This is a genomic window from Caproiciproducens galactitolivorans, from assembly GCF_029266045.1.
Lineage (GTDB): Bacteria > Bacillota > Clostridia > Oscillospirales > Acutalibacteraceae > Caproiciproducens > Caproiciproducens galactitolivorans.
Genome location: NZ_JAJUFJ010000005.1, coordinates 70,127 through 86,160 on the forward strand (window position 1 = coordinate 70,127; position 16,034 = coordinate 86,160).

The 16,034-nt window shown below is 51.3% G+C and carries 14 protein-coding genes; 4 read left to right on the forward strand and 10 right to left on the reverse strand.

The genetic code is table 11. The features are described 5' to 3' along the window. Positions 1-19: 19 nt before the first annotated feature. Positions 20-736, reverse strand: coding sequence for a GntR family transcriptional regulator (locus P9B68_RS05495; protein WP_135659603.1), 717 nt, complete (start codon positions 734-736; stop codon positions 20-22). Positions 737-1,053: 317 nt separating this feature from the next. Between P9B68_RS05495 and P9B68_RS05500 the strand changes: the two genes are divergently transcribed. Together P9B68_RS05500 and P9B68_RS05505 are read left to right on the forward strand one after the other, a co-directional pair. After that, the gene (locus P9B68_RS05500) at positions 1,054-2,094 is read left to right on the forward strand and encodes an SIS domain-containing protein (protein WP_135659600.1); all 1,041 of its coding nucleotides are present in this window, start codon (positions 1,054-1,056) and stop codon (positions 2,092-2,094) included. 13 nt (positions 2,095-2,107) lie between these two features. Further along, positions 2,108-2,953, forward strand: coding sequence for a class II fructose-bisphosphate aldolase (locus P9B68_RS05505; RefSeq protein ID WP_462675522.1), 846 nt, complete (start codon positions 2,108-2,110; stop codon positions 2,951-2,953). 241 nt (positions 2,954-3,194) lie between these two features. Here P9B68_RS05505 and P9B68_RS05510 read toward each other — a convergent pair whose 3' ends face one another. Continuing rightward, positions 3,195-4,751: a bactofilin family protein gene (locus tag P9B68_RS05510; protein WP_135659588.1), complete on the reverse strand. Its 1,557-nt coding sequence runs from the start codon at positions 4,749-4,751 to the stop codon at positions 3,195-3,197. A 306-nt stretch (positions 4,752-5,057) separates the two neighbouring features. Between P9B68_RS05510 and P9B68_RS05515 the strand changes: the two genes are divergently transcribed. Further along, on the forward strand, positions 5,058-5,486 hold the full coding sequence (locus P9B68_RS05515) for a GtrA family protein (protein ID WP_135659586.1): 429 nt from the start codon (positions 5,058-5,060) through the stop codon (positions 5,484-5,486). Between the two features lie 39 nt (positions 5,487-5,525). Further along, a complete protein-coding gene (locus P9B68_RS05520) occupies positions 5,526-6,899 on the forward strand; it encodes a glycine--tRNA ligase (RefSeq protein WP_135659584.1) in 1,374 nt (457 codons plus the stop codon). Between the two features lie 49 nt (positions 6,900-6,948). Here the strand turns inward: P9B68_RS05520 and P9B68_RS05525 are convergent, their stop codons facing one another. The 8 genes from P9B68_RS05525 to tsaD form a co-directional block, all read right to left on the reverse strand. After that, positions 6,949-7,965, reverse strand: a complete 1,017-nt coding sequence (locus P9B68_RS05525; protein ID WP_277668621.1) for a DUF4349 domain-containing protein — start codon at positions 7,963-7,965, stop codon at positions 6,949-6,951. An 86-nt stretch (positions 7,966-8,051) separates the two neighbouring features. Beyond that, complete coding sequence (locus tag P9B68_RS05530; protein ID WP_277668622.1) at positions 8,052-9,176, reverse strand: DUF3298 and DUF4163 domain-containing protein; 1,125 nt, start codon at positions 9,174-9,176, stop codon at positions 8,052-8,054. Positions 9,177-9,291: 115 nt separating this feature from the next. Beyond that, positions 9,292-10,014, reverse strand: a complete 723-nt coding sequence (ymfI, locus tag P9B68_RS05535; RefSeq protein ID WP_135659578.1) for an elongation factor P 5-aminopentanone reductase — start codon at positions 10,012-10,014, stop codon at positions 9,292-9,294. A gap of 22 nt (positions 10,015-10,036) precedes the next feature. Further along, on the reverse strand, positions 10,037-10,393 hold the full coding sequence (locus P9B68_RS05540; protein ID WP_277668623.1) for an MmcQ/YjbR family DNA-binding protein: 357 nt from the start codon (positions 10,391-10,393) through the stop codon (positions 10,037-10,039). A gap of 9 nt (positions 10,394-10,402) precedes the next feature. Continuing rightward, a complete protein-coding gene (locus P9B68_RS05545; RefSeq protein ID WP_135659574.1) occupies positions 10,403-11,125 on the reverse strand; it encodes a 16S rRNA (uracil(1498)-N(3))-methyltransferase in 723 nt (240 codons plus the stop codon). Positions 11,126-11,324: 199 nt separating this feature from the next. Continuing rightward, complete coding sequence (locus tag P9B68_RS05550; protein WP_135659572.1) at positions 11,325-12,770, reverse strand: NCS2 family permease; 1,446 nt, start codon at positions 12,768-12,770, stop codon at positions 11,325-11,327. Between the two features lie 296 nt (positions 12,771-13,066). Next, positions 13,067-14,830: a phosphoenolpyruvate carboxykinase (GTP) gene (locus P9B68_RS05555; RefSeq protein WP_135659570.1), complete on the reverse strand. Its 1,764-nt coding sequence runs from the start codon at positions 14,828-14,830 to the stop codon at positions 13,067-13,069. 149 nt (positions 14,831-14,979) lie between these two features. Beyond that, entirely contained in the window at positions 14,980-15,993 is a 1,014-nt protein-coding gene (tsaD, locus tag P9B68_RS05560) for a tRNA (adenosine(37)-N6)-threonylcarbamoyltransferase complex transferase subunit TsaD (RefSeq protein WP_277668624.1), read from the reverse strand. Between the last annotated feature and the right edge of the window lie 41 nt (positions 15,994-16,034).

The following is a 16,034-nucleotide window of genomic DNA, read 5'->3' on the forward strand; positions in this document are numbered from 1 at the left end:
CTATTCTCTCCTATTTTTCTTATCTTAGAATGATATTGTATTTCAGACGGTCGCCGCGGACGATACTGTCGCAGTACTCCACAAGGATGCCGCCGGCGCTGGTCACGCGCTCCACATGCAGCGCGGGCTGGTTTCCCGCCGTTTGCAGAGCTTCCGCCTGTTTTTTGCTCATCAGCACCGCTTCAAACGATTCTTTTGCGGCGTTTGGCGTGATTCCCGCCAGGAGATGCAGCGCATTATACAATCCCTTTTCTATAACAAGCTCGCCGGTAAGATTCGGGCAGATCTTGCAGGGAATGTAGGATTTCTCCAGCGCGAACGGTGTGCTGTCCGCACTACGGAGCCGCTGTACGCAGAAAAGCTCCTCATTCTCCGGAAGTCGAAGTGCCTCCGCCGCAATCTGCGAGGTTACCTTTTCAAAGGAAATCAGCTTATTGGTGATGGTATGACCATGATCTGGCATATTATTTCCGAAGCTGTAAAAGGACGACAGTTCCTGCTCCACCTTTGGCTGAAGAACATAGGAACCTTTGCCCTGTTTGCGGTAGATCAGCCCCTTTGTCTTCAGTCCCTCCAGCGCCAGGCGGACCGTCATGCGGCTGACCCCGTACTGCCGACAAAGTTCGGACTCGGTGGGGAGCTTCTCCTCCGCCGGCCACACTCCGCTTTCAATATTATTCTGAAAGATATTCTGAAGCTGGCGGTAAAGAGGAACTGCACTATTTTCGTCCAACATTTTTTCACACCCTTATTTATTCTTGTGTATTGACATTCTCTCTTGTTAATCTTATTATAATGTTATAACAAGTTTTTGTAAAGAGGCAGTACCTATGAAATATGATCTCGGAGTCGGAACCAAAACCGCGGTCATTTTAAAGCGGATGATTGATTTTACCGCCCTTTGAAGAACAGACTCACGCGCTCGGCAGCCGACTGGTTAAGTCTCAGCTTTCTACGGTTATGGGAGCTGCGCTCCCGTGCTTCTTTAAGTTCAACCCGGCGGATTTTCCGTCGGTTACCCAAAAATAAAAAACAGATAGTGAGGTAAAAACAATGTATTTAACAGAACAGGAAATCATGGCAACGAAAGAAGCCCTTGATAAAACCTATGCGCAGATTCTGAAGCAGGAAGATGAAATCCGGAATTTCTTCCGTGAAAACACACAGCGGAAGTTTGTATTCCTGGGCTGCGGTTCCAGCTATATGCTCTCTAAGAGCAACGAGCGTCTGTTTATCACCCGCCCAAACACTTCCGCTGTTGCGCTTGCGGGCGGCGACTACCTTGTCAATCCCAGCACCTACGCCCATACGATTGAAAACAGCATTGTGCTAGTATTATCCCGTTCTGGGACAACCACGGAAATTGTCCGTGCTGTCGAGCACATGAAAAAGGCCTCAAACGTAAAGGTCATGTCCGTTACCATGAAGGAAAGCAGCGCTCTTGAGGCACTTTCCGACCTGACCGTCGTCCTTCCCTGGGCTTACGACAACAGCGTCTGCCAAACCCGTTCTGTCACGAATTTGTATACTGCCGGTCTGCTGATTAACGCAATCTGCTACGGCGACGACGAGCTGAAGGCAGAAGTCAAAACCGCGATTGACCAGAACAAGGACCACATGAACAAATACCGCGCGGAACTGGAAACCATCGGCAAAAAGGACTTTGAAGACGTCGTCGTCCTTGCTGACGGCGTACTTTGCGGCATTGCGGAGGAAGGCGCTCTTGCTTTTACCGAAATTGCCCTCACCCCCGGCAAGTACTTCAATATGCTCGATTATCGTCACGGACCCAAGGTGCTGAACGGTCCCAAGACCCTCACCATCTTTGCCGTACAACCCAATGAGAACTCCTATCAGCACGACATGATAGACGACGTAAAGAAGCACAACGGTACCGTGGTCACCTTCGGTTCCGAGCAGAACAATGTTTACGGATCCGACCTTCACATTTCCATCAGCGGCATCAACCGTTTCGAAGTTTACGGTATACCGTTCATCTACACCATGCAGATGATCGCCCTTGCCAAGGCCCTTGCCAACGGAGGAAACCCCGACGCACCAACCGGGCTGAACGCCTTCATTACACTAAAATAACAGGAGAAAAATCATGCTGGTAACTACGAAAAAAATGCTGAACGACGCCAGAGAAGGCGGATACGCTGTCGGCGCTTTCAACGCAGAAAACGCCGAAATGGTCTGGGCCATAGTCAAAGCAGCGGAGGAACTGAAAGCTCCCGTCATTATTCAGACGACATCCTCTACCTTAAAATATTTCTCACCCGCCTATTTTGCAGCTCTTGCAAAGGCAGCCGCTGAATCCGTTAGTGTGCCGGTAGCCATTCATCTTGACCACGGCGCGAGCTTTGAACTGGCAAAGCAGTGCATTGACAGCGGCTACACCTCCGTCATGATCGACGGTTCCGCCCTGCCCTATGAAGAAAATATCCGCGTTACCCAGAAGGTACGCGATTACGCCGACAATTTCGGTATCCCGGTCGAATCCGAGCTGGGAAAAGTCGGCGGAAAGGAAGACGACACCGAAAGCGACGGGAACGAGTACACCGTCCCCGACCAGGCGGCGGATTTTGCAAACCGCACCGGAATTTCCTCCTTGGCTGTGGCCATCGGTACTGCGCACGGCATCTACGCCAAAAAGCCTGTGTTGGACTTTAACCGTGCTACGCTAATCAAGAAGGTTGTCCCCATTCCGCTGGTCCTGCACGGCGCTTCCGGACTTTCCGACGACGCTCTGCGCGAAGGCGTAGAAAAGGGCATGTCCAAAATCAACTTTGCCACCGAACTGCGCATTGCGTTTACTGACGCCATCAAAGCGCATATGGCGGAGCACCCGAATGATTTTGACCCCAAAAAATACCTGAATCCCGCCCGCATTGCCGTAAAGGAACTGGTAAAAGCCAAAATTCAGGTTTGCGGCAGCGTCGGCAAAGCTTAATCCTCTGCCTTCCTCACAGGGGGATGGCGCACGCAGCGCGTCGAAGAACTGAAAGGGCTTGTCGTCTGTGTAAAACAGGCGGCAAGCCCTTCCGTTTGATACAGCGGATGTTGTAGTGATCCAGATGGTCGACGATTTCGGCCTTAAACTTCTTCAACCACTTGTATTCGGTAAGTTACCGGAAAAATATATTACTGTGCCTTTTTGCGGACAGCCGCCTGCCCGCTGCCGGTCTGTTTTGTCAAACAACGGTCATCAGCATTTTCAGTCCGCCGATATCGATTGTTACGCCACCCTTCGCAATCGCCTTCACCGGATAAAGCCAGCCTTTTTTGCCGTTGGCATTGTAATAGGTGGCTTTCCCCACCAGCGCTATTGCCGAGTTATACGACATCTGCTTTGGCGGAACCTGCGCGTCGGTAATTGCCAGCACCTTATAGGTACCACCGACCGGTATTTTTACCGTAGTCGTATCAAGCCTTAAGCCGTTTATCGTACCGGAGTCCGAAGTCCCGGTGGACGTTATGGAACAAACCGCCGCCTTTACCCCGGGAACAATATTGCCGTAGCTGTCTGTTAAATAGGCCGCCAGCGTCGCTTTATAAATGGTGGTTCCCGCTGTATCCTCCAAATACACCCGACAGACGTTACTGCCGGAATCCTGTGAAATGGAAAACTTTCCGGAGGGGTCCAAAAGCTTCCAGCACAGCTTATAGCCCAAAGAGGCGGCGCTCGACGGAATCGAGGCGGTCAGCGAAGCCTGCTTGCCGTTGCCAAGGCTAAAGGAAGTTGTGTTCAGCGTGACGCTTTCCCCGGATACAGATTTTAATGTAAAATAATCGTAACTGCCTTCGGTGCGGTCTAAGTACAGGTTATACCCGAAAACCGTAGCCTGCGTTTCGGCAACCGCGTTTGCTTTAGCCTTAAATACGGTTAATCCGTCCTTTTCATTCCCGTTAAAGCCGAGGATCGGGTAACTGGACATTCCCGTATTAACGGTAAGGTTTCCGGGATTGGAAATCACCGCGCCCGGCCCCTGAAGCGTGTTGACCGTAACCAGCGAATTAGCGACAAAAGTGGAATTTCCCTCAACAGACAGCGTATCAAATTCCACATCGCCCTTGGCGGTTACCGTACTCTGGGATTCCACCGACACATTGATCACGTTGCTTATGGAAGAAACGCTTCCCCTAAAATTCCGGAACGTTAGTGTGCCGGATATTTGGCCGTCAATTTTATTAAGATTGCAGCCTGCGCCCTGCAAGAGCATACTGTCTGAAAATTCGGTTGTCCCGGAAACAGAAACCGAACTGCCACCGGTCGAGAAAATTTCCACTTCCCTGCCGGATACATCGCCGCCGACCACAGCGCTGCCGGACAGCGTCACCGTATCGTCCTCGGCTGTTACGTTGCCGGAAACCTTTCCGCCGCTCATCTTAATATCCTCGTCGGAATTCAGGGAATCCGCCGTACCGCCGGTCATGGTGATATCGCCTTCGCAGTCCACATCGTCCATAACTCCGCCCTTGATCGTCAGGCTCCGACCGTCGCTGATAGTTACGTTGCCAATCTTGCCGCCCTTAATTATCAGATCCTCCGAGCTATCGACATCTTCCCCAGTAACATCGGTAAAGTTGCTGGAATCCCATTTTTCACTCCAGCTTTCCTCAGTTCCCATATAGGTTTTAGAACCATGCGTGTCAATAACCTGCGTGTCACTAGAATATGCGCGGACCGTAACCGGGAAGGCGGTAAAAATAAGCGCCGCGGAAAGGAATACAGCCGCAATTTTCTTCATAGAGGTTCCTCCTAAATTCATAGTCTTATGAAAGCCCGTTCATCGACAATTTAAAATTTGTATTTATTATAATAAACAAATGTGAAAAAGCAATGAATTTTGTTGGAAATTAAACGGAAATTTGGAAAATACCCCCGGCAGCCGCAAAACATGCGGGTTTTCGTTTCCCTTGACAGGCTTAACGCGCATTTTATATCATATATAGCGAATAAGAATAGAAAATCCCTCCGTTTGAAAACAATTCTCTTGCAAGCTAAGCCGCGGAATGGTAAACTATAAAGATACTGGAAATGGCGGTGCAGTTATTTGGATAAGCTAAAAAAACTCTGGCGCTTTCTCACAACACCGGAAATGATTTCCTATATTGTTTTCGGCGTGCTTACGACTATTGTGAACATTGTAAGCTACGGCCTTCTGCGCCCGGTTATCCATTGGAACAGCCAGTGGGATGTGCTTACCGCCAATACGATCGCATGGATCTTGTCGGTTGCCTTTGCGTTTATTACCAACAAGCTTTATGTGTTCCAAAGCAAAAGCTTTGCCGCGGGCCTGCTCATGCGCGAGCTTGCCTCCTTTGTAGGCGCGCGCCTGTTTTCGCTCGCCGTGGATTCGTTGGGCATGTACCTGATGGTCACCGTACTGTCGTGGAACGACTGGATAGCCAAAATCATCATGAATGTGATCGTAGTCATCATCAATTACGTGCTGAGCAAATGGTTTATCTTTAAAAAATAATGGAGCGCAGCCAGCGCCCCTGATTATGGAGGAAAGAACATGTTGGCAACAGAGAAAACCATGGAAAAAATCGTCGGCCTTTGCAAAAACCGCGGGTTTGTATACTCGGGAAGCGAAATTTACGGCGGATTGTCAAACACATGGGACTACGGCCCACTCGGCGTGGAGTTTAAAAATAACGTAAAACGCGCGTGGCTGAAAAAGTTCGTGCAGGAAAGCCAGTACAATGTCGGGCTGGACAGCGCAATTTTAATGAACCCCCAGGTTTGGGTTGCTTCCGGCCACGTGGGCGGTTTTTCCGACCCGCTGATGGACTGCCGCGACTGCAAAACCCGCCACCGCGCGGATAAGCTGATTGAAGACGCCGGCGGTGACCCGAACGGCATGACCTTCGGGCAAATGGCGGCATACATCCGGGAACATAACATCAAATGCCCGGAATGCGGATCCGCGAATTTCACCGATATCCGCAAATTCAACCTGATGTTCAAAACCTTTCAGGGCGTAACGGAGGACGCGAAAAACGAGCTTTACCTGCGCCCGGAAACCGCGCAGGGCATCTTCGTGAACTTTGCCAATATCCAGCGCACGACCCGCCGCAAGCTCCCCTTCGGCGTTGCGCAGATCGGCAAAAGCTTTCGCAATGAAATTACACCGGGCAACTTTACCTTCCGTACGCGCGAATTCGAGCAGATGGAGCTGGAATTTTTCTGCAAGCCAGACACCGACCTCGACTGGTTCTATTACTGGAAGGAATATTGCAAAAAATGGCTTCTAAGTCTCGGCATGACCGAAGAAAATATTCGCATGCGTGACCACGAGAAGGAGGAGCTTTCCTTCTATTCTAAAGCGACCACCGACATTGAATTCCTGTTCCCGTTCGGCTGGGGCGAGCTTTGGGGCATTGCCGACCGCACCAATTACGATCTGACACAGCATCAGGAGCATTCCGGCAAGAGCCTGGAATACTTTGATCCTGAAACAAACGAGCGCTATATCCCTTATGTTGTAGAGCCCTCACTCGGCGCGGACCGCGTTGCGCTGGCATTCCTCTGCGACGCGTACGATGAGGAACAGATTGACGAAAAGGATACACGAGTCGTCCTCCGCCTGCACCCGGCGCTTGCTCCTTACAAGGCCGCGGTACTTCCGCTTTCCAAGAAACTCAACGGCAAGGCGCAGGAGATTTACGCAAGGCTTACCAAAAAATTCATGGTTGATTACGACGATTCCGGTTCCATCGGCAAGCGCTACCGCCGCCAGGACGAAATCGGCACGCCGTTCTGCATTACGTACGATTTCCAGAGCGAAGAAGACGGCTGCGTAACCGTCCGCGACCGCGACACCATGCAGCAGGAACGTATCGCAATCGATGAACTCGCCGCTTATATCGAAAAGAAAATTGAATTTTAAGAATTAAATTTTGAACGCCTCCCCAATCGGGGAGGCGTTCTTAGTTTGCTTATGTTTTATTTTCCGGTTCTTCCTTCTTTTCGTCAGAGAGACTTTTCGTTAAAAGCGGCGCCACCGGCTGTTTATTTTCCTTTTTCGCCTGTTTCCTCTTTTTGCGGATAAGAAAAGCCACGACGATGGCAATCAGAACAAGGGGCAGCAAAATAGGGGAACCGCCGATAAGGAATACCAAAACGCCTTCGCCGAATCCGCCGAGCGCGCGGAGGGAATCCTTAAACTGCTTCTGGATTTTATCCCCGACGCTCACCGGCGTTTTCTCCAGCTCCGTCGGCTTGACAACCTCGTTCAACTGGATATTGACCGTACTGTAATCGATCAGCGAGTCATACTTGCGGAGCGTCCCGGTTAACTCTTCAATCTGGTAATTCACATCGGCAAGCGCTTTTTCCAGCGCAACCACATCGGCAAGCGAACCGGATTTTTGCATCAGCGCGAGAAGCCGTTCCTGCTGGGTACGAAGGCTTTTCAACCGAGCTTCCGTATCATAGTATTTTTCGCTTATATTCTCGCTAGAAGAGGAGAAATTCAGGATATTGCCGATGGAACCCGCGCTGTTTTTAAACGGAACGAGCTTTTCCTGCGGTATCCGGAGAACATAATTAGCGCTGCGCAGGTCCTTCTGCACCAGACTGTTCCCGAATACGCTGGAATCCTGCACATAGCCGCCCATTTTACTGCACAGGCTTTGAATTTTCTTTATGGATTCGTCGAATTCCAGGGTTTCAATCTGATAGGACAACTGTTCGATAATTTTCTCCTTGCCGGCAGCTTTCCTTGCCTGGGAAGCGGCTTGGGAAGAAGGGGACTCGGCTGCGGTTTCCTGCGCCTCCGACTTTACTGCTCCATCCGCCATGCCGGCGGCGGAGGTATTGCGCCCACCTATTGCCAACGAGGTTTTGGGAGGCGCGCTGCTCGGGGTCGAACTGGCGCACGCAGCAAATACGCCCAAGAGTACGGCGGCGCTGACCAGCACCGCGGAAAATCTTCGTATCGTTCTGTTTCCCATTTCCTTCTCCTTTCTGTTTGCCCGTTTCTCCTTACGGCACGGATCGCTCCTTGAGCTGGTCAAAGGCTTTTATGATCCGATCTTTTTCACTTCTTATCCTCCGGCTTGACTGTCTGGGAGGAACTGCTTTGGGCGCTGCCGGAGGGATTTTCCTTCCGGTATCCCAATGCGATCTCCTTGCCTGTGTTATTGTCCAGAAACATCCGCAGGATTTGGCCGTCGAATAAAGCAAAGCCCTTTACCCCGAATTCCTTCAAAAGATCATTGAACGTCATCAGCGGCAGATACGCCGTACCATCCATCATAACCGGCTTCACCGCTTTACCGTTCACAGTATATTTCCCGTCCATCTGGGTTACGGTAAGACCGAGTGCTTTGGCCGTATCCTCCAGCGGCAGGAATTCGCCGTTATCATTGGATACCACTTTCGCCGCAAAGGAAATATCCTCCCCGTTCAAACGGATGTCGCCCCTCTTATGCCCGCCCAGCGGGATTTTCGTCTGCAAATCCTTCAGCGGGAATTTAAACTCCTGAATCCCCGCGGCGTAGGGGGCAATATCATACAACTGGAAATAAACAACCAAATTCTGCCCGTCCAGATAGAAGGAATATTTTCCGTTCAAATCCTTTACCGTCTGCGCGGCTTCGGGGAAATACAGCTCCGGATGCCTTTGAATGTCCGCAAGGATTTTATCGGTAATCAGCTTGGTTCCGGCCTGCGGGTCCTTAAACAGAGCGCCCGGCGTTTCGTAGGTTTCCCCGGTTTTGGTATTCACATTAAAGGTGCGGAGCCAGCGGAAACCGTGCGCCCCGCCCGTATAATTCTCGCTGTAAATCCACACGGAAAGAACGTCCCCGTCCAAAAAGCTGTCGAAAAAGCTTGTAAAGTACAGATGCTTTTCGGCCGCGGAATCGCCTAAATCCTTGCCCATTTCCTTTACTTCGGCGATCCCGTCCACCGATATTTTCCGAATTTCCTTGTTCAGCTTCTCTGCGGCGGAAAAGCCCGAATAAACCGGTATGGCGGTTTGTATCTGTACGTCGTCCTCTGTTTTGACCATTACTTCCGTTTTCTGCGAAAACGCGTTCGCCGCTTTTGCCGGTTTTCCGGAATCCCCGGTCTTCGCGGCTGTTGGCGCTGAGGAACACCCTGAAAAGCAGATGCTTACCGTCAGCAAAAAGGCAACAGCGGACATTGCCCACTTTCTCATAACATTCTTCCTTTCATTTCCATTTAACTTATATTTATTATAAGGGGCATGGGAAAAATGTCTAGAATTCTGACAGCTTTGTAATTCTTATTGTGAAATCGTTATTTTCTCCGCTTTAAATAATCAGCCCACCGTTTACGCCGAAAACCTGCCCGGTGATGAAGTCCGACTGCTCCCCCGCTAAAAAGCGGACGGCATTGGCGACGTCCTCCGGCGTGCCGATTGCGCCCAACGGCGTTTCCTCTTTCAGTTCTTTGATGGTCTCCACATCAAGGGAAGCGTTCATGTCGGTCTGAATGACGCCCGGCGCTACGCAGTTGACCTGTATGCCGGACGGGCCGAGCTCCTTTGCCAGCGCTTTCGTCAGGCCGATCACCGCCGCTTTGGCCGCAGAGTAGTGCACCTCGCAGGAAGCGCCCACCTGCCCCCACATAGAGGAAATATTGATGATTTTCCCGCGCTTCTGATGAATCATATAAGGGAGCGCGTACTGGCAGCAATGGAACATTCCCTTCACGTTTATGTCAAACATCCTATCCCAGTCGCGTTCGGTCAGGTCGGTAAAAAGTTTCTGCTGCGCAATGCCCGCGTTGTTTACCAGCACATCCACCCCGCCAGCTTGCTGAAACATTGCTTCCACCTGCACCCGGTTCGACACATCCCCCTGCAATGCGACACATTCTATACTATAAGTATTATTTAACTCATTTATTAAATTTTTCGCCTCTTTTTCGGAAGCATAGTAATTAACAATGACCCGGAAGCCGTCCTCGGCGAGTTTTTTCGCAATAGCCCTGCCAATGCCGCGAGAGGCTCCGGTAATGAACGCCGTCTGCATAATTTCCCTCGATTCTCAACGGTTAAGAGCAAATTTCCTTCTGTATCTTTTTACTGAACGATTCCAGCACGAGCCGGTACGCCTGGTCAAGCATTTCCCGAACGGTTTCGTCCGGCACATCCCCGTCCAAATACAGCGATACCCAATACTCCTTATTCATATAATAGCCCGGCACAATGTCCTTATATCGGCCACACAGAAATGCGCCAAAAAAGGGTTCCAGCTTGATCGTGAGAATCGGTTTCCCCTCTCTATCGCCGCCCTGCATGGCGAACATTTTTCCCCGGATCATATAGCGGGTCGCGTCCCATTCCAATTTATAATCTTTCTCCGCACCGGGTTTTGAAAGGCAATAGCTGTCCGTCCATTCGTATTTCATAAGTCCCTCCTACATATTCCCGGATGCAAGCATAATGGCGGCAAGCGCCGCGATCGGCGCGGTTTCCGTGCGGAGAATCCGCGCGCCCAACGTACCGATCTTCGCCCCGTTCTGTTCGGCAAAGTCCACCTCTGCCTGTTCAAAGCCACCCTCTGGCCCGATAAATACCGCCAGTTCCCGCGTTTCGCGGGTAACAAGCTCCGCAATGCTTTTCCCGCCGCCCTCGAAAAACAGGATAATTTCCCCATCCTGCGCGGCCTGCCCGACGGCTTCCCGGAAACCGGTCAGCGGGCCGACCTGCGGTATAATTCCCCGCCCACTCTGCTTCGCGGCCTCCAGCGCGATCTTTTGCCAGCGCGCCGTTTTCTTTGCCGCCGCCTTTGCATCCGGCCTGGAAACACAGCGGGATGTCATAACGGGCACAATTTTCACCGCTCCGGTTTCCACCGCCTTCTGCACGATGCTGTCCATTTTTTCCGCCTTGGGCAGCCCCTGATACACCGTCACCTTTACGCTCGGCTCCGCAACGCTTTGGCAAAATTCCAAAATGCGCACCTCAACGCTGTTCTCCGAAATTCTTTCAATCCTTGCGTTGTAATCGGTGCCGATGCTGTCACAGAGAATCAGGTTTTCCCCCGGCTGCATCCGCAGGGAGCGGGAAATATGGCGGGCGTCGTCCCCGGTAATCACCGCGATCTCCTCAGGGACATAATCGATAAAAAATCTTGGCATGACTTCACCTCAAATAGATATCAATATGCATAGCGCATAACTAAGAGTATCCTTGGAAATTGGGTAAATTATAACATAGAATGTGGGAATAGGAAAGAAAAAGCGCCGCAACGGAATGCGGCGCTTTTTTTATCTGGATAATGCGTTCCACCAGCGCGGGTTTCCGTGCCGGATTCAGGAAAACAATAGGATGAACAAATCAGGAAATAATCGCCAAAATTACAAAGTTCAGTATAAATAGTCCAGTTGCCACCCAAAGGATCGGATGAACCTCTTTGGCTTTCCCGCGGGCAGTCTTTACAATGCAGTAAACCGTAAATCCGGCGGCAATGCCGTAGGAAATGCTGTAGCAGAAAGCCATAAAGATACTTGCGAAGAAAGCCGGGATCGCTTCCTCCAGCTTGTTCCACTCTATTTCTTTAAACGAGCTGAGCATCATGATACCGACAATAATCAGAACCGGAGCGGTTGCCGCGGATGGGACGATGCTGATAATCGGGCTGAAAAACGCGCTGATAATAAACAGCACCGCCACAACCACGCTGGTAAGGCCGGTGCGGCCGCCGTAGCCGATGCCCGCCGCGCTTTCCACATAGGTCGTTGTGTTTGAGGTACCGAAAATCGCACCGATGGAGGTTGCCGTTGCGTCAGCAAACAGAGCCTTGTCCATCTTGGATTTAAAGCCGTCGCTGGTTTCCAATGCCTTCTGGTCTTCCGCGCTGAAGATACCCGCCTTGCGGCCGGTGCCGATAAAGGTTCCGATCGTATCAAAGGTGTCGGAAAGGCTAAAAGCGAAAATTGTCATTAAAACAAGCGGGATTTTTGCTGGGTCGGCGAAAAGAGAACCCATGCCGGGATTGCCGAACGCGGCAAGGAAGGTTTCTGGAAGCTGGGAGCAAGCCTCTGTGAAGCTCATCGTATTGCCGACCGTTGTAATTCCGAGCGGGATGCCAAGGAGCGTCGTTACCGCAATGCTGATAATAATTGCACCCTTTACGTTTTTAACAAGAAGGATGATGGTAAGGGCAAGGCCGAACAGCGCGAGCAAAACAACCGGCGAATTCAGCTTTACAATCGCCGGGACCGCCGCGCTCGATGCAACAACCGTTTTGCTCGGGAGCAGGGTATAGGTTCCCGGGTCGCTCGTAAAATTAATCAGACCGGCATTCTTCACCCCGATATAGGCAATGAAGATGCCGATACCGCCACCGATGGCATTCTGAAGGCTTTCCGGGATGGATTTGATGATCAGCTTTCGAACCTTGGTAACCGTAATGGCAATATTGAGAAGGCCGCAGATAAAAACCATCGCCAAGGCTTCCTGCCACTTATAATGAAGGCCGAAGCAAACCGTAAAAACAAAAAAGGCGTTCAGGCCCATGCCGGGGGCCTGTGCGTAGGGAACATTTGCAAACAGGCCCATGATCAAGGTTCCGATTACGGAAGCAATAATCGTTGCAAGGAACACCGCGCCCCATTTCATGCCGGTTTGTGAAAGCATGTTCGGGTTAACAATAATGATGTAGGCCATTGCAAAGAAAGTGGTCAATCCGGCGCCGACTTCAGTTTTTACATCCGTATTACTGCCCTTTAGATTGAAGAAGTCACCCTTTGGATGGTATGCTGTCTCTGAACTGTCTGCCATTTTGTCTCCTCCTAAAATAAAAATTGCCCGACAAAGTCTGCCGGGTATCACCGTAAATATAGTATAATGAATTATGCATAATCCCGCAATGGGATATTTACACAAACTTTTTGATTTGGAAACAGTTTATTCATACTTTCTGCAAGATTTATATCAATTTGTTGCAAAGCCACGACCTCTTCGCGCATTTTGCCGAAAAAAACCATAAAGGAATAAAGGCCGCGTGGGCTTGAATGGGACGAAAAGCAAATATAAAAAACTGGCGGCGGCTTCTTTCGAAGCCGCCGCAAACGGATTTATTTCAAGTTATTCTTCAAAGTGGCAAGCTGGTCGCGCAGCTCCTGCGGAAGCTTGTCACCAAACTTCTTATAGAACTCTTCAATGCCGTCCGCTTCTTTCGCCCACTGCTCCTTGTTAACCTCAAGGATGCTCTTGAGCGTGTCAAGGCTGATGTCAAGGCCTTCGATATTGATGTCTTCCGGCTTCGGAACATAACCGATCGGGGTTTCGACAGCGTCGGCCTTGCCCTCGCAACGCTCAAGGATCCATTCGAGCACACGGAGGTTGTCGCCAAAGCCCGGCCAAATGAAGTGGCCTTCATCGTCAAGACGGAACCAGTTTACGTTGAAGATCTTCGGAGCATTTTCGCCGAGCTTCTTGCCCATTTCAATCCAGTGCTTGAAATAGTCGCCCATATGGTAGCCGCAGAAGGGAAGCATAGCCATCGGGTCGCGGCGGACTACGCCGACTGCGCCGGCTGCTGCTGCAGTTGTTTCAGAGGCCATGATGGAACCGACAAACACGCCGTTGTTCCAGTCGCGGGACTGATAAACAAGCGGAGTGGTCTGTGCACGGCGGCCGCCGAAGATAATAGCGGAAATCGGAACGCCCGTGCCCTTGTCGAATTCGGGGCTGATGCAGGGGCAGTTCTTTGCAGGAGCGGTAAAGCGGCTGTTCGGATGAGCGCCCTTCTGGTCGGAGGTTGTACCATCCCAAGGCTCGCCCTTCCAGTTGAGGGCGTTCTTCGGCGGGTTCTTGTCGAGGCCTTCCCACCAAACGGTGTTGTCGTCCAGATTCTGTGCCACGTTTGTGAAGATGGTTCCGCTCTTTGTGGTGGCAAGCGCATTCGGGTTGGATTTTTCATTCGTACCCGGCGCAACGCCGAAGAAACCGTTTTCCGGATTGATCGCGTACAGTCTGCCGTCCTCGCCCTGACGCATCCAAGCGATATCGTCGCCGACGGTCCAGATCTTGTAGCCCTTTTTGCGGTAACTTTCCGGCGGAATCAACATGGCGAGGTTTGTCTTGCCGCAGGCAGACGGGAACGCAGCGGCAACGTACTTGATTTCGCCCTTCGGATTCTGAATGCCGAGGATCAGCATATGCTCAGCCAACCAGCCTTCGTTCTTGCCAAGGTAGGAAGCAATGCGCAACGCAAAGCACTTCTTGCCAAGCAGAACGTTTCCGCCATAGCCGGAGTTTACGGAAATAATGGTGTTGTCCTCCGGGAAGTGGCAAATGTATCTCTTCTCCGCGTCGATATCGCACTTGCAGTGCAGACCGCGCACCCAGTCGTTGCTGTCGCCGAGGGTATCCCATACCTTCTGGCCAACGCGCGCCATTATGCTCATGTTCAGAACAACATAGATAGAGTCGGTAAGTTCAACGCCGATTTTCGCAAGAGGGGAACCGATTGGACCCATGGAGTACGGAATAACGTACATGGTGCGGCCCTTGTAGCTGCCTCTTGCTATGTCATAAAGCATTTTGTAGGCTTCCTTCGGATCTTTCCAATGGTTGGTGGGGCCAGCATCCTCTTCTTTGCGGGAGCAGATAAAGGTTCTGTCCTCCACGCGGGCAACGTCGTTAACAGCGGTACGGTGCAGGTAGCAGCCCGGAAGCTTCTCCTGATTCAGCTTAATCATTTCACCCGTTGAGCAGGCCTCTGCGCGAAGGGCTTCCAGCTGCTCTTCGGAGCCGTCTATCCAGACCAGCTTATCCGGACAGACCAGCTTTTTCATGTCTTCAATCCAGTTCAGTACAGACTTATTGCTTGTCATGACTCATTTCTCCTTCCGGTCCAATGACCTTAAATTTAAGGATTTGGGTTTAATTATAATACATAAATACATTTTAATCAATTACAAAATCATAAAATTGTTAAAAAAATAGCAAAATTTATGAATAATTTGCATTTGAATCCTGCATCTCATCGGTTTTGGTCTACTGCCATTGCGGCGCAGGCGTTCAAATCCAATCCTGCAACATTTCCGGAAATATACTCGTAAAATCCCTGGGAACCAACCATGGCCGCGTTGTCCCCGCACAAGTTCCGCTCCGGCATATAAAATTTCCAGCCACGGTTCCTGCATTCCTGTTCCAGCCGGCTTCTGAGCAGGGTGTTCGCCGAAACTCCGCCCGCAATGGCAAGCTTCCTGCTTCCGGTATCCCGCGCGGCTTTTACGAAATTTTTCACAAGGCAATCGACTACTGCCTTGCGGAACGAAGCCGCCAAATCCTCTACTGGGAGCGTCTGTCCCTTCTGCTCTGCGTTGTGGATTAAATTGATGACGGCGGTTTTCAGCCCGGAAAAGCTGAAATCATAGGGCGCACCGTCCACCGTTGGGTGTGGCAGTTTAAAAGCGTCCGGATCCCCGCCCTGCGCCCTTTTGTCCATTTCCACGCCTCCCGGATAGGGCATTCCCATTGCGCGCGCGGCCTTGTCAAAGGCTTCGCCCGCCGCGTCGTCGCGCGTGCGGGCAAGCACATGCAGGTCGGTGTAATCCTTAACCTGCACAATATGGCTGTGCCCCCCGGAAACGATCAGGCACAGAAACGGTGGCTCCAGCTCCGGCGAGGTGATGTAATTCGCGGCGATATGCGAACGGAGGTGATGCACCGGAACCAACGGCTTGCCGGAGGAAAGGGCAAGGCCCTTTGCAAAATTCACGCCGACCAAAAGCGCCCCGATCAGCCCGGGCGCGTAGGTAACGGCGATCGCGTCGATTTCCCCAAGCGTAAGCCCCGCGTCGTCCAGCGCCTTCTGGGTAACGCCGACAATGGCTTCGCAGTGGCGGCGGGAAGCGATTTCCGGCACAACGCCGCCGTAGAGCCGGTGTTCCTCGACCTGCGAGGCAATCACCGAAGATAAAACCTTTCTCCCGTCCTCAACCACCGCGGCGGCGGTTTCATCACAAGAGCTTTCCAGTGCTAATATCCGCATAATCTATTTTCCCCTTATTACTTTTAAATTCATTCGATCAA